This is a genomic window from Saccharopolyspora terrae (genome assembly GCF_004348435.1).
GTDB lineage: Bacteria > Actinomycetota > Actinomycetes > Mycobacteriales > Pseudonocardiaceae > Saccharopolyspora > Saccharopolyspora endophytica.
Genome location: NZ_SMKS01000067.1, coordinates 1 through 22,062 on the forward strand (window position 1 = coordinate 1; position 22,062 = coordinate 22,062).

21 protein-coding genes are annotated in these 22,062 nt (G+C 70.0%); 5 read left to right on the top strand and 16 right to left on the bottom strand.

Annotated features, from left to right (window positions below; all coding sequences use genetic code 11):
- Both E1181_RS26040 and E1181_RS26045 read left to right on the top strand, forming a co-directional pair.
- Nucleotides 1-1,306: YibE/F family protein (locus E1181_RS26040; protein WP_235877049.1), on the top strand; the 1,306-nt coding region annotated here is incomplete at its 5' end.
- A gap of 39 nt (nucleotides 1,307-1,345) precedes the next feature.
- Nucleotides 1,346-1,735, top strand: a complete 390-nt coding sequence (locus E1181_RS26045; RefSeq protein ID WP_132678722.1) for a hypothetical protein — start codon at nucleotides 1,346-1,348, stop codon at nucleotides 1,733-1,735.
- A gap of 95 nt (nucleotides 1,736-1,830) precedes the next feature.
- Here E1181_RS26045 and E1181_RS26050 read toward each other — a convergent pair whose 3' ends face one another.
- The 3 genes from E1181_RS26050 to E1181_RS26060 are packed head-to-tail and all read right to left on the bottom strand — an operon-like array spanning nucleotide 1,831 to nucleotide 4,430.
- Nucleotides 1,831-2,463: a hypothetical protein gene (locus tag E1181_RS26050; RefSeq protein ID WP_132678724.1), complete on the bottom strand. Its 633-nt coding sequence runs from the start codon at nucleotides 2,461-2,463 to the stop codon at nucleotides 1,831-1,833.
- Entirely contained in the window at nucleotides 2,460-3,728 is a 1,269-nt protein-coding gene (hisS, locus tag E1181_RS26055) for a histidine--tRNA ligase (RefSeq protein WP_132678726.1), read from the bottom strand. The genes E1181_RS26050 and hisS overlap by 4 nt, the downstream gene beginning before the upstream one ends.
- Before the next feature lie 21 nt (nucleotides 3,729-3,749).
- Nucleotides 3,750-4,430 (bottom strand): MBL fold metallo-hydrolase, encoded by a 681-nt coding sequence (locus tag E1181_RS26060; RefSeq protein WP_132678727.1) that lies wholly within the window; start codon nucleotides 4,428-4,430, stop codon nucleotides 3,750-3,752.
- A gap of 157 nt (nucleotides 4,431-4,587) precedes the next feature.
- On the opposite strand from E1181_RS26060, the gene E1181_RS26065 reads away from it, so the two are divergent.
- Complete coding sequence (locus E1181_RS26065) at nucleotides 4,588-5,424, top strand: peptidylprolyl isomerase (protein ID WP_132678729.1); 837 nt, start codon at nucleotides 4,588-4,590, stop codon at nucleotides 5,422-5,424.
- A 306-nt stretch (nucleotides 5,425-5,730) separates the two neighbouring features.
- Here E1181_RS26065 and E1181_RS26070 read toward each other — a convergent pair whose 3' ends face one another.
- The 12 genes from E1181_RS26070 to pdxS all read right to left on the bottom strand — a co-directional run bounded on the left by E1181_RS26070 (nucleotide 5,731) and on the right by pdxS (nucleotide 18,163).
- The gene (locus E1181_RS26070) at nucleotides 5,731-8,046 is read right to left on the bottom strand and encodes a RelA/SpoT family protein (protein WP_132626730.1); all 2,316 of its coding nucleotides are present in this window, start codon (nucleotides 8,044-8,046) and stop codon (nucleotides 5,731-5,733) included.
- A gap of 202 nt (nucleotides 8,047-8,248) precedes the next feature.
- Complete coding sequence (locus E1181_RS26075; RefSeq protein ID WP_132678730.1) at nucleotides 8,249-8,809, bottom strand: adenine phosphoribosyltransferase; 561 nt, start codon at nucleotides 8,807-8,809, stop codon at nucleotides 8,249-8,251.
- The gene (gene secF, locus E1181_RS26080) at nucleotides 8,809-9,984 is read right to left on the bottom strand and encodes a protein translocase subunit SecF (RefSeq protein WP_132678732.1); all 1,176 of its coding nucleotides are present in this window, start codon (nucleotides 9,982-9,984) and stop codon (nucleotides 8,809-8,811) included. The genes E1181_RS26075 and secF overlap by 1 nt, the downstream gene beginning before the upstream one ends.
- A complete protein-coding gene (gene secD / locus E1181_RS26085) occupies nucleotides 9,981-11,534 on the bottom strand; it encodes a protein translocase subunit SecD (RefSeq protein WP_132678733.1) in 1,554 nt (517 codons plus the stop codon). Before secD ends, secF begins: the two co-directional genes overlap by 4 nt.
- A 338-nt stretch (nucleotides 11,535-11,872) precedes the next feature.
- A complete protein-coding gene (gene yajC, locus E1181_RS26090) occupies nucleotides 11,873-12,256 on the bottom strand; it encodes a preprotein translocase subunit YajC (protein WP_132678735.1) in 384 nt (127 codons plus the stop codon).
- A 162-nt stretch (nucleotides 12,257-12,418) separates the two neighbouring features.
- Nucleotides 12,419-13,486: a Holliday junction branch migration DNA helicase RuvB gene (gene ruvB / locus E1181_RS26095; RefSeq protein WP_132678736.1), complete on the bottom strand. Its 1,068-nt coding sequence runs from the start codon at nucleotides 13,484-13,486 to the stop codon at nucleotides 12,419-12,421.
- Nucleotides 13,487-13,494: 8 nt separating this feature from the next.
- Complete coding sequence (gene ruvA, locus E1181_RS26100) at nucleotides 13,495-14,094, bottom strand: Holliday junction branch migration protein RuvA (RefSeq protein WP_132678738.1); 600 nt, start codon at nucleotides 14,092-14,094, stop codon at nucleotides 13,495-13,497.
- Nucleotides 14,091-14,702 carry a crossover junction endodeoxyribonuclease RuvC gene (gene ruvC, locus E1181_RS26105; RefSeq protein WP_132678739.1) on the bottom strand — a complete coding sequence of 204 codons (612 nt, stop codon included), beginning with the start codon at nucleotides 14,700-14,702 and terminating at the stop codon, nucleotides 14,091-14,093. The genes ruvA and ruvC overlap by 4 nt, the downstream gene beginning before the upstream one ends.
- Nucleotides 14,703-14,912: 210 nt before the next feature.
- Nucleotides 14,913-15,380, bottom strand: a complete 468-nt coding sequence (locus E1181_RS26110; RefSeq protein WP_235877052.1) for a DUF4262 domain-containing protein — start codon at nucleotides 15,378-15,380, stop codon at nucleotides 14,913-14,915.
- A gap of 324 nt (nucleotides 15,381-15,704) precedes the next feature.
- On the bottom strand, nucleotides 15,705-16,457 hold the full coding sequence (locus E1181_RS26115) for a YebC/PmpR family DNA-binding transcriptional regulator (protein WP_132678742.1): 753 nt from the start codon (nucleotides 16,455-16,457) through the stop codon (nucleotides 15,705-15,707).
- 34 nt (nucleotides 16,458-16,491) lie between these two features.
- Nucleotides 16,492-17,136 carry a pyridoxal 5'-phosphate synthase glutaminase subunit PdxT gene (pdxT, locus tag E1181_RS26120; RefSeq protein ID WP_132678744.1) on the bottom strand — a complete coding sequence of 215 codons (645 nt, stop codon included), beginning with the start codon at nucleotides 17,134-17,136 and terminating at the stop codon, nucleotides 16,492-16,494.
- 124 nt (nucleotides 17,137-17,260) lie between these two features.
- A complete protein-coding gene (gene pdxS / locus E1181_RS26125; protein ID WP_132678746.1) occupies nucleotides 17,261-18,163 on the bottom strand; it encodes a pyridoxal 5'-phosphate synthase lyase subunit PdxS in 903 nt (300 codons plus the stop codon).
- 200 nt (nucleotides 18,164-18,363) lie between these two features.
- On the opposite strand from pdxS, the gene E1181_RS26130 reads away from it, so the two are divergent.
- Entirely contained in the window at nucleotides 18,364-20,472 is a 2,109-nt protein-coding gene (locus E1181_RS26130; RefSeq protein WP_132678747.1) for an elongation factor G-like protein EF-G2, read from the top strand.
- Between the two features lie 36 nt (nucleotides 20,473-20,508).
- Here the strand turns inward: E1181_RS26130 and pgsA are convergent, their stop codons facing one another.
- Complete coding sequence (gene pgsA, locus E1181_RS26135; protein WP_132678749.1) at nucleotides 20,509-21,111, bottom strand: phosphatidylinositol phosphate synthase; 603 nt, start codon at nucleotides 21,109-21,111, stop codon at nucleotides 20,509-20,511.
- Between the two features lie 215 nt (nucleotides 21,112-21,326).
- On the opposite strand from pgsA, the gene E1181_RS26140 reads away from it, so the two are divergent.
- Nucleotides 21,327-21,851 carry a YceI family protein gene (locus tag E1181_RS26140; protein ID WP_132678751.1) on the top strand — a complete coding sequence of 175 codons (525 nt, stop codon included), beginning with the start codon at nucleotides 21,327-21,329 and terminating at the stop codon, nucleotides 21,849-21,851.
- The last annotated feature ends 211 nt before the right edge of the window (nucleotides 21,852-22,062 follow it).

The following is a 22,062-nucleotide window of genomic DNA, read 5'->3' on the forward strand; positions in this document are numbered from 1 at the left end:
CCCGCAGCCCGCTCCCCCGCCGCCGGAGGAACCGCGCTCCCACCGTCGGCGCCGCGAAGAACCCGCCGGTCACGGGCACGGACACGGGCACGGCCCGGCCGCCCCGGCGTCGACGCACGTCAAGCGCCTGCTGGCGTTCCTGCTGATCCCGTTCGCGCTGGCCGCGGTCATCGGGATCTTCGTGCTCTACCCGTGGGGCCACGACCAGAAGACCGGCGCCGACCTCGGGTTCGGGCAGTCCCCGGTCAACGGCGAGGTCATCTCCGCCGGAGCCACCTCGTGCAGCGAGGGCGAGGCCGGACAGGGCTGCGTCCAGCTCGCCGTGAAGATGCAGGACGGGCCGCGCCCGAACCAGACCATCGAGCAGGTCGTGCCCACCGACCCCGGCAGCCCGCGCTTCGCCGTCGGCGATCAGGTCGTGCTCTCCTACGCCGGGGAGAACCCCGACGACCCGACGTCGTTCCAGGTCGTGGACTTCCAGCGCGGCATGCCGCTGACGCTGCTGGCGCTGGTGTTCGCCGCCGCCGTGCTCGTGCTCGGACGCTGGCAGGGGCTGGCCGCGCTCGTCGGTCTCGGCCTGAGCCTGGTGATGCTGGTCGGGTTCGTGCTCCCCGCGATCCTCGCCGGTGAGGATCCGCTGCTGGTGGCGGTCGTCGGCGCCGGGCTGATCATGTTCGTCGTGCTCTACCTGACGCACGGGTTCTCCGCGCGGACCTCCACCGCCGTGCTCGGCACGATGCTGAGCCTCGCGCTCATCGGCGTCCTGAGCGCCGCGTTCTCCGCCGCCACCAGCCTGACGGGGCTGGACGAGAACACCTCCAGCCTGATCGGGGCGCTGGGCGCACCCATCGACGCGCGCGGGCTGCTGCTCGCCGGCATCGTCATCGGCGCGCTCGGCGTCCTCGACGACGTGACCGTCACCCAGACCAGCGCCGTGTGGGAGCTGCGAGCGGCCAACCCGACGCTGTCCTGGCAGCAGCTCTACGGGGCCGGCTTGCGCATCGGTCGCGACCACGTCTCGTCGGCGGTCAACACGCTGGTGCTGGCCTACGCGGGCGCGGCGCTGCCGATGCTGCTGGCCTACACCCTCTCGGGACGCACCTTCGGCGAGATCGTCAGCTCGCAGGCCGTCGCGCAGGAAGTCGTGCGCACCCTCGTCGGCAGCGTCGGCCTGGTCGCGGCGGTGCCCATCACGACGGCCATCGCCGCGCTGGTGGCCGTCCAGGAACCCGCCGAACAGCCCGGCGAAGAGGGTGCCGAACGGGCGAAGAAGCGGCGACGTCCGGGTAAAACCGATGGCAGGTAGGGCTGCGCGCAGCCGCCGACCTGCCGCAGACTGGCGGACATGCCCACGCCGTTACCCGATTTCGGCAGCGTCCTGGCCGTCCCCGGCCGCCTGCTCGGCGGACTGACGTCCCTCGCCGGAGCGGTGCTCCGCGAGACGACTGCCGTGCTCGCCGCGATCCACGCCCTGCCCCGCCTGGTGGTCGCGCTGGAACGGATCGGACCGCTGTCCGACACCCTCGCCGAGACGCGGGACGCGCTGCGCGAGCTCGCCGACGGCGCGAACGACCTGGGCCCGACCGCCGACCAGCTGCGCTTCCTGCACGAGCAGGTCGTTCAGCTCGCCTGCGACCTCCGCGTCCTCGAACCGGACGTGGAAACCCTCACCAAGACCACGGCCCAGCTCGACCAGACGGCCCAGCTGCTCATCGCAGCCCTCAACCACGCCTGAAAATCACCTCTTCGAGCGGGCGGAGTCGAATTTCGCGCGAAGTTCGACCTCGAACTTCGCGCCTCGAATTTCGCGCGAAATTCGACTCCCCGGCTTCAGAGGGTGGCGACGAACTTCGAGACCGCCTCCGGCTGGAGGCGCTGGGCCATGCGGCCCTGAGGCGCGAGGGACGCCAGCTGGTAGAGGGGGCGGTTGGGCGGCGCCTCCCCCCTTGCCTCCGCGCGGAGCTGCGCGACGATCAGCTGGGAGAGCACCAGACCGCGGGTGTCCTCGTTGCCCGCCAGGGCGTCCGCCAGGCGGCGCAGCGCGTAGACGCCCAGCTCGCGGCCACCGGTCCCGGCGTACATGGCCAGCGAAACGCTGATCGCCTTGCCCCGGGGAGCACCACCGATCAGCACGTTGATGGTGCGGGCACCGCGCAGGTCGGTGACGAACAGCTCCAGCTTCGTCGCCTTGTGCACGTCGACCACCCGACTGCCCAGGGCGCGGGCCACGACCTCGTGCCCGCGCAGCGTGATGGTCTTGCGCGACTCGGTCCAGGCCAGCAGCAACAGCGGCACCGCGACGATCACCAGCGTCGTCACGAAGCCGACCGGCCCCGCGAACAGGCTGACGATGCCGCCGAACGCGGCGGCCACGATGACCGCCGCGATCGCCACGTTGCGGGCCCGGACCCGCACGGTGCGCCGGTCCAGCAGGTCCAGCGGCACCGCCTCGACTTCGCTCATCGGCTCTCCGCGACCGCCGCACGCACGTCGTCGACCAGCGACTCCAGCGACACCGCGCGCTGCTCGCCGGTGGTCAGCTCCTTGAGCTGCGCGTTGCCGGATTCCAGGTCGCGCTCGCCCAGCACCAACGCGAAGCGGGCGCCGGAGCGGTCGGCGGCCTTCATCGCGCCCTTGAGGCCCTTGCCGCCGTAGGCGATGTCGACCCGCACGCCGTGCGCGCGCAGCCCGCCGGTGGCGGCGACCAGCGTGCGCTTGGCCGTCTCGCCCATCGGCACGCAGTAGACGTCGCACCGCGACTGGTCACCGACCGACAGCCCCTCGGCCTGGCAGGCCAGCAGCGTGCGGTCCACGCCGAGGCCGAAGCCGATGCCGGACAGCTCCTGGCCGCCCAGCTCGGCCATCAGCCCGTCGTAGCGGCCGCCACCGCCGATGCCGGACTGGGCGCCGAGCCCGTCGTGGACGAACTCGAAGGTCGTCTTGGTGTAGTAGTCCAGTCCGCGCACCAGCCGCGGGTTCTCCACGAACTCCACGCCCAGGTCCACCAGGTGCGCCTTGACCGACTCGTAGTGCTCCTCGGCCTCGGCCGAGAGGTGGTCGACCATCAACGGCGCGTCGGCGACCATCTCGCGGACCTCGGGGCGCTTGTCGTCGAGCACCCGCAGCGGGTTGAGCTCGGCGCGGCGCTGCGTGTCCTCGTCCAGCGGCAGCCCGCGCAGGAACTCCTGCAGCTTGGCGCGGTAGGTGGGACGGCAGGTGGCGTCGCCCAGCGAGGTCAGCTCGATGCGGTGCCCGGTCAGGCCCAGCCGCCGGTAGCCCTCGTCGGCGATCGCGATGACCTCGGCGTCCAGCGCCGGGTCGTCCACGCCGATGGCCTCCACGCCGACCTGCTGCAGCTGCCGGTAGCGGCCGGCCTGCGGACGCTCGTAGCGGAAGAACGCGCCGCTGTAGTACAGCTTCACCGGCAGCTGGCCCCGGTCGAGGCCGTTCTCGATGACCGAGCGCATCACGCCGGCCGTGCCCTCCGGGCGCAGCGTCACCGAACGCCCGCCGCGGTCGGCGAAGGTGTACATCTCCTTGCTGACCACGTCGGTCGACTCTCCGACACCGCGCGCGAACAGCGAGGTCTCCTCGAACAGCGGCAGCTCGACGTAGCCGTACCCGGCGCGACGAGCGGCGTCGGCCAGGGTCTCGCGGACCGCGAGGAAAGCCGCCGAGTCCGGCGGGAAGTACTCCGGGATGCCCTTGGGGGCGTTGAACGTGCTCATCAGGTTTGCGATTCGTCCTCGTCAGTGGGCGTCGGAGGCGGGCAGTTCCTGCAGGAACGGGTTGCCCGCGCGCTCGCGCCCGATGGTGGTGGTCGGTCCGTGGCCCGGCAGCACGACGGTCTCGTCGTCCAGCGGCAGCACCTGGGTGCTCAGCGACTCGAGCATCTCGCCGTGGTCGCCGCCGGGCAGATCGGTGCGCCCGATGGCGCCGGCGAAGAGGGTGTCGCCGGACAGCAGCAGCCGCCCGCCCTCCTCGGTGCCGACGCCGAACAGCACCGACCCGCCGGTATGGCCCGGGGTGTGCGTGACGTCGAAGCGCAGCCCGGCCAGCTCCAGCACGTCGCCGTCGGCGATCTCGCGGACCTCGGCGGGCTCCTCACCGCTGATGCCGTCGCCGAAGAGCTGGCGGCCCGCGGGCCCCAGCGCCGCGCCCGGGTCGGCGAGCATGAACCGGTCGACGGGGTGGATGTGGGCGGGCACGTCGTGCTCGGCGCAGATCTGCGCGGCCGAGAGCACGTGGTCGAAGTGCCCGTGCGTCAGCAGCACGGCGGCAGGCGTGAGCCGGTGCTTGGCCAGCTGCTCGTTCAACGGCTCGACGGCGTCCTGACCGGGGTCGACGACGACGCAGGCTTCGCCCTCACCGCGGGCCAGCACGTAGCAGTTCGCCTGCAGCGGTCCTACCGGGAAGCCGAGGACAAGCACGTCAGAAGGGCCTTTCGTCGAGGATTGGCGACCCCAGGTTATCGTCCGCCGCCGATCGTCCTGCGCACACCGGCATGGGCTCTCAGGAAGCGGCTCCGGAGCACCTCATAAACTCCGCTGCACAACATCAGATCATGGAGTGCGGGGAGGGGAGCAAGTGCCCAGCAACGAGCAGCGTCGTCAGGCGGCCAAACGGAAGCTCGAACGCCAGATGCAGCGCCGTGAGGAGCAGGCCAAGCGACGCCGGGTGATCACCATCGGGGCGACGATCGTGGTGGTCATCGCGATCGTGGTTGGCGTCTTCTACTTCAGCCGCAGCGGCAGCGAGCCCGCGGCCGAGCAGCAGCAGCCGCCGCAGCCGCAGGTCAACATCCCGACCGAGCTGGCTCCGCCGCCGGCCCGTCCGACCCCGCTGGCCGACCCGGTCTCGTGCGCTTACCGCCCGGACGGCCAGGCGAGCAAGCCGGTGCAGCCGCCGGCCAACGGCGAGGTGTCCTCGAAGGGCACCGTGCAGGCCACCATCGAGACCAACCAGGGCACCATCCCGCTGACCCTGGACCGCTCGCTGGCCCCCTGCACCGTGAACAGCTTCATCAGCCTGGCCAAGCAGTCGTTCTACGAGGGCACCAACTGCCACCGGATCAGCACAGACGGCCTGCAGATGCTGCAGTGCGGTGACCCCACCGGGCAGGGCTCCGGCGGTCCCGGCTACGCCTTCGACGACGAGACGTTCCCGGAGCTGAAGTACGGCCGCGGCTACCTGGCGATGGCGAACTCGGGCCCGAACACCAACGGCAGCCAGTTCTTCATGGTCTTCGGCGACGCCCAGCTCTCGCCGGACTACACCGTCTTCGGCACGATCTCGCCGGAGGGCCTGAAGGTCATCGACGACGTCGCCCGCGCGGGTCACGACGGCGCCTTCGACTCCTCCGCAGGCGGTGGCCACCCCAAGAAGCAGGTCACCTTCAACAAGATCAACGTCCAGGCCTCCTGACCCAACCCGGCCAGGGGACACACGCGAGAAGGGGCACCGTTCCACCCGGAACGGTGCCCCTTCTCACTGCCGTGACCGGACAACTCCGGTAATCCGAACCCCGATTACGGCAGTAATCCGTCCCTCCCCCGATCCTCCAGTTCCGGAGACGGAATACGGCAGTAATCCGAACCCCGATTACGGGAGCAATCCGTCCCTCCCCCAGCCGCTCCCGATCCGGAGACGGAATACGGCAGTAACCGGGTCCCCGAAAACGGGAGTAATCCGGGTGGGACGGGACCGGGTACGGGAGGCAGGTGGACCAGGTCAGGTGGCTGAGGTGACTCGGTAGACGTCGTAGACGCCTTCGATGTTGCGGACCGCCTTGAGGACGTGGCCGAGGTGCTTGGGGTCGCCCATCTCGAAGGAGAAGCGGCTGACCGCCACGCGGTCCTTCGAGGTGGTGACCGAGGCCGAGAGGATGTTGACGCGCTCGTCGGCCAGCACCTTGGTGACGTCGGAGAGCAGGCGGTGCCGGTCAAGGGCCTCGACCTGGATGGCGACCAGGAACACCGAGGACGACGAGGGCGCCCAGTGCACCTCCACCAGGCGTTCCGGCGTCTTGCGCAGGTCGTCGGCGTTGGTGCAGTCGGTGCGGTGCACGCTGACCCAGCCGCCGCGGGTGACGAAGCCCAGGATCTCGTCGCCGGGAACCGGGGTGCAGCAGCGGGCGAGCTTCGCCCACACGTCACCGGCGTCCTTGACCACCACGCCGGAATCGCCGCTGCTGCGCCGCTTCCCACCACCTTCCAAGGTGGACGGCGTGGAGCGCTCGGCGATCTGGTCGGCGGCCTGCTCGGGTCCGCCGATGTGCTGCACCAGCTGCTGCACGAGGTGCTGCGCGGAGAGCTGCTTCTCCCCCACCGCCGCGTACAGGGCGGTGACGTCGACGTAGTGCAGCTCGCGGGCGACGGCGCCCAGCGCCTCGGCGGAGACCAGGCGCTGCACCGGGAGTCCGAGGCGCCGGATCTCCTTGGTGATCAGCTCCTTGCCGGACTCGATGGCCTCTTCGCGGCGCTCCTTGGCGAACCACTGCTTGATCTTGGCCTTCGCGCGCGGCGAGGCGACGAACGACAGCCAGTCGCGGCTCGGCCCGGACCCCTCCGCCTTGGAGGTGAAGATCTCGACGACCTCGCCGTTCTCCAGCTTGCGCTCCAGCGCCACCAGCCGGCCGTTGACCCGCGAGCCGATGCAGCGGTGCCCGACCTCGGTGTGCACGGCGTAGGCGAAGTCGACCGGTGTCGAGCCGGACGGCAGCGTGATCACGTCGCCCTTGGGCGTGAAGACGAAGATCTCCCGGGTGGCCAGGTCGTAGCGCAGCGACTCCAGGAACTCGCCCGGGTCGGCGGCCTCGCGCTGCCAGTCCAGCAGCTGGCGCATCCAGGCCATCTCGTCGACCTCGACGCCACCGCCGCTGTTGCGGCCCTTGGTCTCCTTGTAGCGCCAGTGCGCCGCGATGCCGTACTCGGCGGTCCGGTGCATCTCGCGAGTGCGGATCTGCACTTCGAGGGGCTTGCCCTCGGGACCGATGACCGTGGTGTGCAGCGACTGGTAGACGCCGAAGCGCGGCTGGGCGATGTAGTCCTTGAACCGGCCGGGCATGGGCTGCCACAGCGCGTGCACCACGCCCATCGCCGCGTAGCAGTCGCGGATCTCGTCGACCAGGATCCGCACGCCCACCAGGTCGTGGATGTCGTCGAAGTCGCGACCGCGGACGATCATCTTCTGGTGGATCGAGTAGTAGTGCTTGGGCCTGCCCTCGACCTTGGCGGCCAGCCGGGCGGCGTCGAGCTGCGTGGACAGCTCGTCGATCACGGTGCGCAGGTAGGTGTCGCGCGAGGGGGCGCGGTTGGCGACCAGGCGCACGATCTCGTCGTACTTCTTGGGCTGCAGGATGGCGAAGGCCAGGTCCTCCAGCTCCCACTTGATCGTGGCCATCCCGAGCCGGTGCGCCAGCGGCGCGAGCACTTCGAGGGTCTCGCGGGCCTTGCGGGCCTGCTTCTCCGGCGGCAGGAAGCGCATGGTGCGCATGTTGTGCAGCCGGTCCGACAGCTTGATCACCAGCACCCGCGGGTCCCGGGCCATCGCGATGATCATCTTGCGGATGGTCTCGGCCTCGGCCGCCGCGCCCAGCTTGACCTTGTCGAGCTTGGTGACGCCGTCGACCAGGTGGGCGACCTCGTCGCCGAAGTCGGACCCGAGCCGCTCCAGCGAGTAGTCGGTGTCCTCGACGGTGTCGTGCAGCAGCCCCGCGACCAGCGTGGTGGTGTCCATGCCCAGCTCGGCCAGGATCGTGGCCACCGCCAGCGGGTGGGTGATGTAGGGGTCACCCGACTTGCGCTTCTGGCTGCGGTGCTTCTCCTCGGCGACGTCGTAGGCGCGTTGCAGCAGCGTCAGATCGGCCTGCGGGTGCAGTTCGCGGTGGACTACCGCCAGCGGTTCCAGGACCTGCTTGACCTGGGCGGCGCGCTGAGCGGTGATCCTCCTCGCCAGTCTGGCGCGGACTCGGCGCGTGGCCGAGGTCGCACGCGGCTCGGCAACCGGATCGGTTGCCGAGGCAGGAGAATCAACGTGGTGGCTCACCGCACGCTCCCGGGCTCAGGCGTTGCTTAGTCCCAGGTCCGGGGGACCCGGACACTGAGAATAACGCCGACGGGTCAACGACCCATCCCTGGTGTGGTGGTCGATACGCCCAACGGTCACCTTCTGCAGTCGAGATGACCTTGGAAGTTCGGTTTAACCGATCACCGATCGTTGGAACGCTGCTGGTGGGCAGCGTCGTCGATCAAGATCGCAGCAGGGCTCGGACGTGCTCGTCGACGATCTTGTCCCGGCCTTCCAGGGCTGTCAGCTCCATCACGACCGTGGCCGCCGTGACCTCCGCACCCGCCTGGCGGATCAGCCGGCACGCGGCACCCAAGGTTCCGCCGGTGGCCAGCACGTCGTCCACGACCAGGACCCGCTGCCCGACACGCAGGGTGTCGGCGGGCAGTTCCAGCGTCGCGTGGCCGTACTCCAGCTCGTAGGAGATGCGGTCGGCGACCTCCGGCAGCTTGCCGGGCTTGCGCAGGCCGATCACACCGGTGCCGAACGCCTGGGCGACGGCGGCGCCGAGCAGGAAGCCGCGGGCCTCCACGCCGGCGACGACGTCGAACTCCAGGCCCCGGCCCAGCGCGTCGGTGATCGCCCGCAGCGCCGCCGGATCGGCGAGCATCGGGCTGATGTCGCGGAAGAGCACGCCCGGCTCCGGGAAGTCGGGGACCTCCCGGATCAGCCGGACCGCGCTCTTGAGGGCGACGTCGTCGCCGTCCACCACTTCGACGCCGGCGGTGACTTCGTCCGGCATCAACGACGTCGCTTTCCGCTGGGCCGCGCGGCCTTGCCCGCCGGGCGCGCCGCGGGCTGCTGCCGCGTAGTCGCACCGGCCGTGACCGGGCGCTTGGGCTCCTCCGGGACTTCCTCGCCCGCCTCGCGGGCGGCGGACTTGGCCCGGCGCTGCTCGACCTTCTTGGCGTGCGAGCGGTACTTCGACTCGCGCATCTTCAGGTCCACCAGCAACGGCGTCGCGAGGTAGATCGAGGAGATGACACCGGCGATCATGCCGACCATCTGCACCAGCGCCAGGTCGCGCAGCACGCCGACGCCGAGCAGTCCAGCACCGACCACGAGCAGGCCGAGCACCGGCAGCAACGCGATGACCGAGGTGTTGATCGAGCGCATCAGCGTCTGGTTGACCGCCAGGTTCGCCGCCTCCGGGTAGGTGCGGCGAGTCATGCTCAGCAGGCCCCGGGTGTTCTCCTTGACCTTGTCGAAGACCACCACGGTGTCGTAGAGCGAGAACCCGAGGATCGTCAGCAGACCGATCACGGTGCTCGGCGTGACCTCGAAGCCCACCAGCGAGTAGATGCCAGCGGTGACCACGACGTCGTGCAGCAGCGCGACGAGCGCCGCGACCGCCATCCACCTCTCGAAGTAGAACGCCAGGAAGATCGTCACCAGCACCAGGAACACGCCGAGCGCGAGCAGCGCCTGGCTGGTGATCTCCCCGCCCCAGGTGCCGGAGACCGCGCTGTCGCTGATCACCTGCTGGCTGGGCTTGCCCGTCCCGTCCAGCGGCTGGGTCTGGTTGAAGATCTCCTGCTTGGCCTTGAGGACCTGGTCCACCGTCAGCGACGAGGACCGGATCTGGATGCTCTGGTTCGCACCGGCACCGACGACCTGGACCGTCTCGGCCGGGTGCCCGATCGCGTCGCTGAACGCGGACTGCACCGCGTCGGTCTCGATCGGGCCCTGGGCGCTGACCGCGGGCATGGAGATCTTGGTGCCGCCCTCGAAGTCGATGCCGAGGTTGAAGCCCTTGAACCCGATCGCGCCGAGGCACACCAGCACCAGCAGACCGAGCGCGATGTACCACCGCGAACGCTTGCCGATGATGTCGAAGGCACCGGTACCGGTGTAGAGCCGGTGGAAGACGCTCTCGCGCTTCTGGGCCCCTTCGGTGTCAGGAGTCGTCACCTTCACGCCTCCTTGGAGGTGGTCGCGGCGGCCTTGCGCGCGGCGCGGTTCCGGTTGCCGATGCGCTGCACGGCGCCCAGCCCGGAGACCGACGGCTTGGCCAGGAACTTGTTCTTCGAGGCGAGCGCCACCAGCGGGTGCGTGACCAGGAAGACCACCACGAGGTCGAGCACCGTGGACATGCCCAGGGTGAACGCGAAGCCCTTCACCTGGCCGACGGCCAGCACGTAGAGCACCGCGGCGGCGAGGAAGCTGACCGCGTCGGCGGACAGGATCGTGCGCCGCGCCCGGACCCACGCCCGGGGCACCGAGGAGCGGAAGGTGCGACCCTCGCGGATCTCGTCCTTGAGCCTCTCGAAGAACACGATGAACGAGTCAGCGGTGATGCCGATGGCCACGATGAACCCGGCGACACCGGCCAGGTCCAGGGTGAACCCGATCCACCTCCCGAGCAGCACCAGCACCCCGTAGACCACGCCGCCGGACAGCACCAGCGACAGCACGGTCAGGATGCCCAGCAGCCGGTAGTAGGCCAGGCAGTACACGGCCACCAGCAGCAGGCCGATCCCACCGGCGATCAGGCCCGCTTCCAGCGAGGCGATGCCCAGCGTCGCCGAGACCGTCTCGGCCTCGGACTGGTCGAAGGCCAGCGGCAGCGAGCCGTACTTGAGGATGTTGGCCAGGTCCGTGGCGGACTGCTGGTTGAACTGGCCGCTGATGCTGGCGTTGCCGCCCAGCAGCGGCTCGTTGATCGACGGCGCGGAGACGACCTCGCCGTCCAGCACGAACGCGGCCTGCTGACCGACGTTGGCCGAGGTGAAGTCGGCCCAGGTCTTGGCACCACCCGACTTGAAGTTCAGGCTGACCGTCCAACCCGGCTGACCGCCCTGCGGGTTCGGCGGCTGGGCCATCGAGTCGGCGATCTCCTTGCCCTCCAGGAACACCGGCTCGAGGACGTACTTGGCCGTGCCCTCCCGGTCGCAGGCGACCAGTGGGAGCTTCGGGTCGTCGTTGCCGCGCAGCGGGTCCTCGGCCTTGCAGTCCAGCGCTTGCGCGGCCTGCATCAGCGCGTTCGGATCGGTGCTCTGCCGGGTCGCCTTCGCGGCTTCGATCGCCTGGGGCGGATCGGCCGGCGGCTGCGCCTGCTGCGGTGTCGTCGGAGCCGGGGGCTGGGTGGCGGGAAGCTGCTGGGTGACCTTGCGGAAGTTCAGCTCCGCGGTCTGCCCGAGCTGCTTGGCCTCTTCACCGCCCTCACCGGGCACGGTGATGATCAGGTTCGACCCGTCGAGGGCGACCTCGGAGCCGCCGATGCCCATGCCGTTGACGCGGGTCTCGATGATCTGGCGCGCCTGGTTCAGCGATTCCTTGCTGGGAGGCTGCCCGTCGGGGGTGCGCGCGGTGAGCGTGACCCGCGTTCCTCCCTGCAGGTCGATGCCCAGTTTCGGATTGGGCTTGCCATCACCGGTGAAGAACACCAGTGCGTACAGCGCCATCACGATCAGCGCGAAGATCGCGAGATAACGCCCTGGGCGCAGCTGCCCGGCCGGAGGTGCCACGGTGCGTCGGTCTCCTGTTCAGGGTCAGTTCGGATGCGCGACCCGGCCGGGGCCGAGAGCGCGAGCGGCGAGCGGTTTCGCCCTCGACAACGTACCGCCGGTTGTACCGGGTTCCGCCGTTCGACGCGATCTTGTGGCGGTCTTCGCCACCACCGACCGCCACGTACCGTCATCCAGTCTCGCAGGCCCGGAACGGGCCGCGACTACATGGGGTGGCCGAACGGCAGCGACGCGGGCCCGGAGTGGTTCGGCTCCAGTGCCCGCGTCGCGATGACGGCATGCTGTCCCCAGGCGGGCGCCCGGCGTGCGGCACCCGTCACCGGGGTCGACCAGGCGCGTCAGCTGGTCTTCTGCTTCTCCGCCGACTCGGCGACCTCGGTCTCGGCCTTGTCCTCGACCTTGGTCTCCTCGGTCGCGGACTCCTCGGCGGGAGCCTCGACGGCCGGGGCCTCGGCGGCCTCGGTCTCGACCTTCTCGCGGACGGCCTGACGCACCCAGGTGGTGGTCATGCCCGGAGCGATCTCGATGTCGATGGTGTCATCGCTGGTCGACACGACGGTGCCGAAGACGCCGGAGGTCGTCATCACCCGGTCGCCCGCGGTGATCGAGTTCTGCAGCTTCTGCTGCTCGGCCATCGCGCGCTTCTGCTTGCGGGCCTGCAGGAACAGCGGCACCGCCAGCAGGACGATCAACAGCGGCAGGATCAGGGATTGGAGTTGCATCATGCTCCGTTCAGCGGGCGCACGACAGGACCAACCACGCAGTCCGCGCCCGGTTTGTTCGGATGTTCTCGCCCCAGTCTGCCAGGTCAACGAAAGTGCCAGGTTGACGCGTGGCAATCGGCTGGTCCGTCGCCACCGTAACGGCGGATTGTCACCATTGGGTCACTCCGCGAAGAGGGAGGGCGGACCTTCTCCGGGAGCGTTCGCCGGAGGCGTCATGCCCAGGTGGAACCAGGCGGCTGCGGTGGCCACCCGGCCTCGCGGCGTGCGGGCCAGCATCCCGGCCCTGACCAGGTACGGCTCGCACACCTCCTCCACCGTGGTGGGTTCCTCACCGACCGCGACCGCGAGCGTGGAGATGCCCACCGGTCCGCCGTGGAACGACTTGATCAGCGCCCGCAGCACCGCCCGGTCCAGGCGGTCCAGACCCATCTCGTCGACGTCGTAGACCTCCAGCGCGGCGCGCGCGACCTCGCGGGTCACGGCACCGTCGGCGCGGACCTCGGCGTAGTCGCGGACCCGGCGCAGCAGCCGGTTGGCGATGCGCGGCGTGCCCCGGGAGCGGCCGGCGATCTCCGCGGCGCCGTCGTCGCGCAGGTCCACCCCGAGGATCCCCGCGGAGCGGCGAACCACCTGATCGAGTTCATCGGAGGTGTAGAACTCCATGTGCGCGGTGAAGCCGAACCGGTCCCGCAGCGGACCGGTCAGCGCTCCCGAGCGGGTGGTGGCCCCGACCAGCGTGAACGGCGCGAGTTCGAGCGGGATGCTCGTCGCGCCCGGCCCCTTGCCGACGACGATGTCGACGCGGAAGTCCTCCATCGCCAGGTAGAGCATCTCCTCGGCGGGGCGGGCGATCCGGTGGATCTCGTCGATGAACAGCACGTCGCCCTCGGAGAGGTTGGACAGCATCGCCGCGAGATCACCGGGCTTCTCCAGGGCGGGCCCGGAGGTGACGCGGATGGCCGAGCCCAGCTCCGCGGCGATGATCATCGACAGGCTCGTCTTGCCCAGGCCGGGCGGGCCGGAGAACAGCACGTGGTCGGGCTGGTCGCCGCGCCGCAGGGCGCCGTGCAGGACCAGTTCGAGCTGTTCGCGCACGCGCGCCTGACCGACGAACTCGCTGAGCTTGCGCGGGCGCAGCGTCATCTCGACGTCGCCCTCGCCGTCGTCCTCGTGCGGGGCGAGCGAGACCGCGTCCGCGGGTGCCGACCAGTCCTCTTCCTCGTACATCGGCTACCTCACTTGGGCCCGAGGGTGGCCAGCGCCTTGCGCAGCACCGCCGAGGTGTCCAGGTCTCCGCCGCCGTTGGACAGCACGGCTTCCACGGTCTGGTCGGCCTGCTTGGCGGAGAAGCCCAGCCCCACCAGCGCCTCGGAGACCTCGCTGCGAATCCGGCCGCGGTCGACGGTGGCCGTCGGTTCGACCGCGGTGCTGGCGACGACGCCGACCTTGTCGCGCAGTTCGAGGATCAGCCGCTCGGCGCTCTTCTTGCCGATGCCCGGGACCTGGGTGAGCACGGTGAGGTTGCCGTCGGCCAGAGCCGTGCACAGCTGCTCCGGCGAGAGCACCGCGAGGGTCGCCAGGGCCAGCCGGGGACCGACGCCGGAGGCCGTCTGCAGCAGCCCGAACAGGTCGCGGGCCTCGGCGTCGGCGAAGCCGTAGAGGGTCAGCGAGTCCTCGCGCACGATCAGCGCGGTCCACAACCGGGTCTCCTCGCCGCGCCGCAGGCCGGCGAGGGTGGACGGGGTGGCGTGCACCGCCATGCCGACGCCACCGACCTCGACCACGGCGTGGTCGAGGCCGATCGACAGCACCGGTCCGCGCACCGTGGAGATCATCGGGTCTTGCCTCCTGTGTTGGGAGCGGCCTGCTTCTGCTGGCCCGCTCGCTTCTCCTGCGCCGCTTTGAGCTTCGCGCGGTGGTTGCGCGCCATCTCGGCAGCTCGCGCCTCCGCCTGCGCCAGCCGGTCCATCATCGGCGCCCGCCAGAGGTGGCAGACGGCCAGGGCCAGCGCGTCGGCGGCGTCGGCCGGTTTCGGCGCCTCTGTCAGCCCGAGGATCTTGGTGATCATCGTGGTGACCTGCTTCTTGTCGGCCCGGCCCGAACCGCTGATCGCGGCTTTGACCTCGCTCGGCGTGTGGAAGGCGACCGGCAGCCCGCGGCGCGCGGCGGCCAGCGCCACCACCCCGGAGACCTGCGCGGTGCCCATCACGGTGCGCACGTTGTGCTGGCTGAACACCCGCTCGATGGCCACGACCTGCGGTTCGTGGAGGTCCATCCACCGCTCGACCTCGGTGGCGACGGTCAACAGCCGCGCGGCGAGCTCGTCCTCCTGCGGACTGCGCGCCACGCCGACGGCCACGCACGCGACCGAGCGCCCCTTGCCGCCGTCGACCACGCCGAGCCCGCAACGGGTCAACCCCGGGTCGACTCCCAACACGCGCACGACGCCACCCACCAAGCCGGAAAGAACACTCGTTCGAACCCTAACCAACCCGGGCTCACGCACCACACCCGACACGCCCTCCCCATCACCCGGGAGGGTGGGTATTCGAATTTCGCGCGAAATTCGAGTCCAGAACTTCGGGGTCGAATTTCGCGCGAAATTCGAGTCTCGCCGCGTGCCCAGGCCTGGGAGGCGAGGCGGAATCCCAGGTCAGGGGCCGTCGACGCCTGGGGTCCAGGATTCGGGGAGGCCGGAGTCCGTCAGGATCGGCTGGTACTCGCGGAAGCCGCCGGGGGCGTCGGGTTGCCAGGGGAACTTGGCGTCCTCCGGGCTGGACGCGATGAGCTGCACCGCCGGGAAGTCCGGTCCGTTGTAGACCAGGAACGCCGAGCCGAGGTACTCCGGGTAGTGCTGGAGCGCGATCTTCTCGAAGGTCACCGGGCAGCCCTGCAGGAAGCCCTCGTAGAGCTGACCGGGCTGGAAGCGCTCGCCCTGACCCGCCCGCTGCACGTAGGTGTTGACCACCGAGTGCGCGACTTCCTGCGGAAGCCCGATCACCACGACCTCGGGCTTGCCGAACCGGCGCCACGCGCCGACGGAGAAGGCGTAGGCCGGGCCGCTGTCGTCCCCGGCGACGTGCATGACCGCGGCGCCGTGCTGCTCCGCGGTGTTGACCATCCACTTGCGCAGTGATTCATCGGTGTCGACCACGGCGCCATTCTGCACGTCAACGCAAGAACCGCTCCCACCCACGCCCGATTCCACAGACGCCGAGGGAGCGGTTCGGCCGGTCATGCACAACGGTCCGCGTGCAAGCGGCGCAGCCGCGAGGCGTGTGAGACCACCCTCGCAACCGGCACCGCCGCGGGTTCTGACACGTCTTCTGGCGAGTACGCCGCGACGCCGTGTATTGGCATACATCAGGAGTGGCGCACGGAGTCCAGAAGGCGTGTCAGGTTCCGCCACCCGCACCGCTGAGCAGGATGACCACGGACATCGCGATCAGGCGTTGACCTCTGCCATTACTGAGTCGCTGACGTCGAAGGCGGCGTAGACGTTCTGGACGTCGTCGCAGTCCTCGAGGGCGTCGATCAGCTTGAAGATCTTGCGCGCGCCTTCGGCGTCGAGCTCGACGTTGACCGAGGCCAGGAAGTTGGTCTCCGCCGAGTCGTACTCGATGCCTTCGGCCTGCAGCGCCTTGCGGACGTCGACGACGTCCGAGGCGTCGGACAGGATCTCGTAGCTCTCGCCGAGGTCGTTGATCTCCTCGGCGCCCGCCTCCAGGACGGCCGCGAGCACGTCGTCCTCGCTGAGGCCGTTCTTCGGCAGCAGCACCACGCCACGACGGGTGAACAGGTACGAGACCGAACCTGCGTCGGCCATCGAACCGCCGTTGCGGGTCATGGCCGTGCGGACCTCGCCGGCGGCGCGGTTGCGGTTGTCGGTCAGGCACTCCACCAGCACGGCCACGCCGTTCGGGCCGTAGCCCTCGTACATGATCGTCTGCCAGTCGGCGCCGCCCGCCTCCTCGCCGGCACCGCGCTTGCGCGCGCGCTCGACGTTGTCGTTCGGGACCGAGTTCTTGCGGGCCTTCTGGATGGCGTCGTAGAGGGTCGGATTGCCCTCGGGATCACCGCCGCCGGTGCGGGCTGCGACCTCGATGTTCTTGATCAGCTTCGCGAAGAGCTTGCCGCGCTTGGCATCGACGGCGGCCTTCTTGTGCTTGGTGGTGGCCCACTTGGAGTGGCCGCTCATCTCTCCTCCGTCTTTCCACGCCCGTGGCGGGATGTCACCGCCCGCGGACGATCCGTACGAAATAGCGGTGCACCCGCTCGTCCCCCTCGACCAGTTCCGGGTGGAAGGCCGTGGCGAGCACCGCTCCCTGCTGAACCGCGACGATCCTACCGGCGAGGCCTTCGCGCTCGGTGGCGTCGGGGGTGGTGGCGTCGTCGAGCGCCTCGGGCACCGTGGCCAGGACCGACACGCCGGCGCCGATTTTCTCGACCCACGGCGCGCGGATGAACACCGCGCGGACCGGGTCGGAGATCCCCTGGAAGTCGAGGTCGGTCTCGAAGGAGTCGACCTGCCTGCCGAAGGCGTTCCGGCGCACGACGACGTCCAGCGCGCCCAGCGGGCGGACCGCTGCGGTCCTGTCGTCGTCAACGCTGGTGGCCAGCATGATCATTCCCGCGCAGGAGCCGTAGGCCGGCAGGCCGTCGGCCAGCCGCGCGCGCAGCGGTTCGTAGAGATCGAAGGTGTCCAGCAGCCGGGTCATGGTGGTCGACTCCCCGCCGGGCAGCACGATGCCGTCGACGGCGTCGAGCTCCTCGACCCGCCGGACCGGGATCGCCCGCGCGCCGCAGCGCTCCAGCGCGGCCAGGTGCTCGGCCACTCCCCCTTGCAACGCCAGCACACCGATGACGGGCTGGTCCATCGTTTCCCCTCCTACCCACGAGAGTGCGGGCTCGTGCCCGAACCAGGTGCAAGCGGCGCAGCCGCGAGGTGAGAACCACTCTCGCGAGCTGCACCGCCAAGCGAAGGACCGCAGTTCTCGCTCGTCACCAGCCGCGGCCGGCGAGGCGGTCCTTGTCGGAGAGGTCGTCGATGTTGATGCCGACCATGGCTTCGCCGAGACCGCGCGAGACCTTCGCGAGGACGTCCGGGTCGTCGTAGAAGGTGGTGGCCTTGACGATGGCCTCGGCGCGCTTGGCCGGGTCGCCGGACTTGAAGATGCCGGAGCCGACGAACACGCCCTCGGCGCCGAGCTGGCGCATCATCGCGGCGTCGGCGGGGGTGGCGATGCCGCCCGCGGTGAACAGCACGACCGGCAGCTCACCGGTGCGCGCGACCTCGCGGACCAGCTCGACGGGTGCGCGCAGCTCCTTGGCGGCGACGTAGAGCTCGTCGGTCTCCAGCGTGGACAACCGGCGCATGTCGGCGCGGATCTGGCGCATGTGCCGGGTGGCCTCGACGACGTTGCCGGTGCCGGCTTCGCCCTTGGAGCGGATCATCGACGCGCCTTCGGCGATCCGGCGCAGCGCCTCGCCGAGGTTGGTCGCACCGCAGACGAACGGCACCGTGAAGGCCCACTTGTTGATGTGGTTGATCTCGTCGGCGGGGGTGAGCACCTCGGACTCGTCGATGTAGTCGACGCCGAGCGACTGCAGCACCTGGGCCTCGACGAAGTGGCCGATGCGGGCCTTGGCCATCACCGGGATGGACACCGAGTTGACGATGCCCTCGATCATGTCCGGATCGGACATCCGGGCCACGCCGCCCTGCACGCGGATGTCGGCGGGCACGCGTTCGAGCGCCATGACCGCGACCGCTCCGGCCTGCTCGGCGATCTTGGCCTGCTCGGGGGTGACCACGTCCATGATCACGCCGCCCTTGAGCATCTCGGCCATGCCCCGCTTCACGCCGTCCGTGCCGGTGGGAGCGGTGTCCGCTGCGCTAGTCAACTTTGATCTTCCTTCACATTCCGGAGATGTTCCCGTCACCAACCTAGACACGAACTGGACCACCGCAACGGTCCACTCAGTCCCGATTTCAGTAGGCCACTTCACGCCCAGGTCCCCCAGGCGCGGCCTTGCACGAGCACACCACCGGGTGTGTGATCGGAGACACATCTCTGGCCGTCCGGGTAGCGCAGGAGCTCGCCATGGGAAGCAAACAAGCCGGCACAGTGGCTGGGCCGGGTGCACCGGCCCCTTCAGATCCCGCTCAGATCCGCAACGTCGTCCTGGTCGGCCCTTCCGCGGCCGGCAAGACCACGCTCGTCGAGGCCCTGCTGGAGGCGACCTCCGCCATCCCGCGCTCCGGCGCGGTCACCGAGGGCACCACCGTGTGCGACCACGAACCGGCCTCGATCGACCAGCAGCGCTCCATCGCGCTGTCCGTCGCCCCGGTCCAGCACGGGGAGACCAAGATCAACCTGATCGACACCCCCGGCTACGCCGACTTCGTCGGTGAGCTGCGCGCGGGCCTGCGCGCGGCCGACGCGGCGCTGTTCGTGGTGGCCGCGACCGAGGGCGTCGACGCGGCGACCCGCGCCATCTGGCACGAGTGCGCGGCGGTGGGGATGCCGCGAGCGGTGGTCATCTCGCGGCTCGACCAGCCGCGTGCCGACTTCGACACCGCACTGCTGACCTGCCAGGACGCCTTCGGAGGAGGCGTCCTTCCGCTGTACCTGCCGCACGTGGAAGGCGGCGAGCCGACCGGGCTGCTCGGGCTGGTCACCGAGAGCATCTACGAGAACGGTCAGGTCCGGCCCGCCGACGAGGCCCTGCGCGCCGAGGTGGAGCAGCCGCGCGGCGAGCTGATCGAGGCGATCATCGCCGAGAGCGAGGACGAGTCCCTGATGGACCGCTACCTCGCGGGCGAGCAGATCGACGAGGACACGCTGATCGGCGACCTGGAGACGGCGGTGGCGCGCGGCGGACTGCACCCCGTGCTGCCGGTGTCGGCGCTGACCGGCCTGGGCATCCCCGAGGTCCTCGACGGCATCCGGCGCGGCTTCCCCTCGCCGCTGGAGCACCAGCTGCCCGAGTTCACCGACCCGCAGGGCGGCAACCCGCGCCTGCTCACGCCCGATCCGGACGGACCGCTGGCAGCCGAGGTCGTGCACACCTCCGTCGACTCCTACGTCGGTCGCGTCTCGCTGGCCAGGGTCTTCTCCGGCACGATGCGCCCCGAGCGACCGGTGCACGTCTCCGGGCACGGCATGGCCGAGCGCGGCCACCCCGACCACGACGAGGACGAGCGCGTCGCCCACCTGTACTCACCGCTGGGAGCGACCCTGCGGGAAGTGCCGCAGTGCGTGGCGGGCGACCTGTGCGCGCTGACCAAGATCGGCTCGGCGGAGACCGGCGACACTCTCTCCGACCCGTCCGACCCGATGCTGCTCACCCCGTGGCCGATGCCCGAACCGCTGCTGCCGATCGCGGTCACCGCCCACAACCGCAGCGACGAGGACGCCCTGGCCCGCAACCTCAACCGGCTCATCGCCGCCGACCCGAGCCTGCGCCTGGAACGCGACAGCGAGACCCACCAGCTGGTCCTGTGGTGCATGGGCGAGGCGCACGCTGACGTCGTCCTGCAGCGGCTGCGCGAGGGCGGCGCGGAGGTGGACACGGTTCCGGTGCGGGTCGCGCTGCGGCAGACCTTCACCAAACCGGCCAAGGGGCACGGGCGGCACGTCAAGCAGTCCGGCGGGCACGGCCAGTACGCGGTGTGCGACCTGGAGGTCGAACCGCTGCCCGCGGGGTCCGGCGTGGAATTCGCCGAGAAGGTCGTGGGCGGTGCGGTGCCGCGCCAGTTCATCCCCAGCGTCGAGAAGGGGGTGCGCGCTCAGCTGGAGAAGGGCATCACCGAGGGCTGCCCGATCGTCGACGTCCGGGTCACGCTGGTGGACGGCAAGGCGCACAGCGTCGACTCCTCCGACGCGGCGTTCCAGGCCGCCGGTGCGCTGGGGGTGAAGGCAGCGGCCGAGCAGGCGGGCCTGACCACGCTCGAACCCGTCGACGAGGTCGCCGTGCACATCCCCGACGAGCACCTGGGCGCGATCCTCGGGGACCTGTCGAGCCGCCGGGGCAAGGTCGTGGGCACCGAGCCCGAGGACGGCGGGTGGACGGTCGTGCGGGCTCACGTCCCGGCGAGCGAGCTGATCCGCTACTCGGTCAACGTCCGGTCCCTGACCTCGGGCAGCGCGACCTTCACGAGGCACTTCGAGAGCTACGAGCCGGTGCCGAACGGCCTCGTGCCCAAGTGAGGACGACTCCGGTCCGAATCGAAGCGGACGCCCCGGTCACGCCTTGGAGGAGACGTGGACCGCGTGGAGGCGCTGGGCGATGGTGATCAGGGTCAGCGCCGCGAGGAGCCAGATGGCGACGTCCAGGACGTGGGGGACGCCGAGGCCGTGCAGGCCCGCGCCGGTGAGGATGATCAGGAACCGCTCGGCCCGCTCGGCGAGGCCGCCGTCGGCGTGGAGGCCGTTGGCCTCCGCCCGGGCCTTGATGTAGGAGATCACCTGGGCACCTGCCAGGCAGATCAGCAGGCCCAGGCCTCGATCCCGATCGCCGTCGACGACCAGCGCCCACCAGACCAGTGATCCGAACAGGACGCCGTCGACGATGCGGTCGCAACTGGCGTCGAGGACTCCCCCGAAGCGGGTGACGCGTCCACCGACCCGGGCCATCGCGCCGTCGAGGATGTCGAAGAGCAGGAAGATCGCGGTCACCACCGTGCCGACGAACAGCTCACCGCGCGGGAAGAACCACAGCGCCGACACGACCGAGGCGACGGTGCCGACGACCGTCACCGCGTTCGGCGTCAGGCCGATGCGGACCAGGCCCAGCCCGATCGGATTGGTCAGCCGGGACAGGGACGCCCGCGCGAAGATGTTGAGCATGTGCCTTCAGGTGCCAGCGGTGGTGTGCAGTGACGTCCGCGCACGAGGCGCGTCGTTGCAGATTATCCGGATCAGGCTCGGCTCCGGCCGCTGGTGTGTCGATCTCCGAACCCGAGAAGTGATCCCCGCCACAGCCGGGAATGGTTGAAGCTTCAACCTAGTTGGGCCAAGGTGAGAGCACCACCCGACACCAACACTCTTGGAGGCACGCGACCATGACGGCCACCGCGCAGATCCCCGGCTACACCACCGGCACCTGGGACATCGACCCGGTGCACTCGGACATCCTGTTCTCGGTGCGCCACATGGGCGTCGGCAAGTCCCGGGGTCGTTTCGGCGCCTTCTCCGCCGAGATCGTCACCGCCGAGGACCCGCTGCAGTCGTCGGTGAAGGCGACCATCGACGTCTCGTCGATCGACACCCGCAACGCAGACCGCGACGCCCACGTGCGCAGCGCCGACTTCTTCGACGCCGAGCAGCACCCCACCGCGACCTTCCGCTCCACCGGCATCCGCCAGGACGGCGAGGACTACCTGATCGACGGTGAGTTCACGCTCAAGGGCGTCACCAAGCCGGTCACCCTGACCGCCGAGCTCAACGGCTTCTCCGAGAACCTGCTGGGCATCTCGGCCACCACCACCATCAACCGCACCGACTTCGGTGTCGGCCAGCCCGGTGGCGCCGTCGTCGGCGAGAAGATCACCATCACGCTGGACATCGAAGCCCAGCTCCGCGCCTGATCCCCCTCAGGAAGAAGAGCAGGACCGGCACCAGCCGGTCCTGCTCTTCTTCGCCCTGCCAAGCGACGAAGTCGCTTCCTCCTTCACCACCTGAGCAACCGGCACCGCCGCGGGTTCTGACACGTCTTCTGGTGAGGACAGCCGCAGCGCCGCGTGTTCGACATGCTCAAGTCGCGGATCCCGGAACCAGAAGGCGTGTCAGGTTCCGCCA

Excerpts from the sequence above, each read along its gene's own strand:
- pgsA (WP_132678749.1), bottom strand. The coding sequence starts at position 21,111 with ATGCTCAACATCTTCGCGCGGGCGTCCCTGTCCCGGCTGACCAATCCG.
- ruvA (WP_132678738.1), bottom strand. The coding sequence starts at position 14,094 with ATGATCTCCACGGTGCGCGGACCGGTGCTGTCGATCGGCCTCGACCAC.
- E1181_RS26075 (WP_132678730.1), bottom strand. The coding sequence starts at position 8,809 with ATGCCGGACGAAGTCACCGCCGGCGTCGAAGTGGTGGACGGCGACGAC.
- E1181_RS26050 (WP_132678724.1), bottom strand. The coding sequence starts at position 2,463 with ATGAGCGAAGTCGAGGCGGTGCCGCTGGACCTGCTGGACCGGCGCACC.
- E1181_RS26115 (WP_132678742.1), bottom strand. The coding sequence starts at position 16,457 with ATGAGCGGCCACTCCAAGTGGGCCACCACCAAGCACAAGAAGGCCGCC.
- E1181_RS26140 (WP_132678751.1), top strand. The coding sequence starts at position 21,327 with ATGACGGCCACCGCGCAGATCCCCGGCTACACCACCGGCACCTGGGAC.
- yajC (WP_132678735.1), bottom strand. The coding sequence starts at position 12,256 with ATGCAACTCCAATCCCTGATCCTGCCGCTGTTGATCGTCCTGCTGGCG.
- pdxT (WP_132678744.1), bottom strand. The coding sequence starts at position 17,136 with ATGGACCAGCCCGTCATCGGTGTGCTGGCGTTGCAAGGGGGAGTGGCC.
- E1181_RS26130 (WP_132678747.1), top strand. The coding sequence starts at position 18,364 with ATGGGAAGCAAACAAGCCGGCACAGTGGCTGGGCCGGGTGCACCGGCC.
- ruvB (WP_132678736.1), bottom strand. The coding sequence starts at position 13,486 with ATGTACGAGGAAGAGGACTGGTCGGCACCCGCGGACGCGGTCTCGCTC.
- E1181_RS26045 (WP_132678722.1), top strand. The coding sequence starts at position 1,346 with ATGCCCACGCCGTTACCCGATTTCGGCAGCGTCCTGGCCGTCCCCGGC.
- E1181_RS26110 (WP_235877052.1), bottom strand. The coding sequence starts at position 15,380 with ATGGTCAACACCGCGGAGCAGCACGGCGCCGCGGTCATGCACGTCGCC.
- hisS (WP_132678726.1), bottom strand. The coding sequence starts at position 3,728 with ATGAGCACGTTCAACGCCCCCAAGGGCATCCCGGAGTACTTCCCGCCG.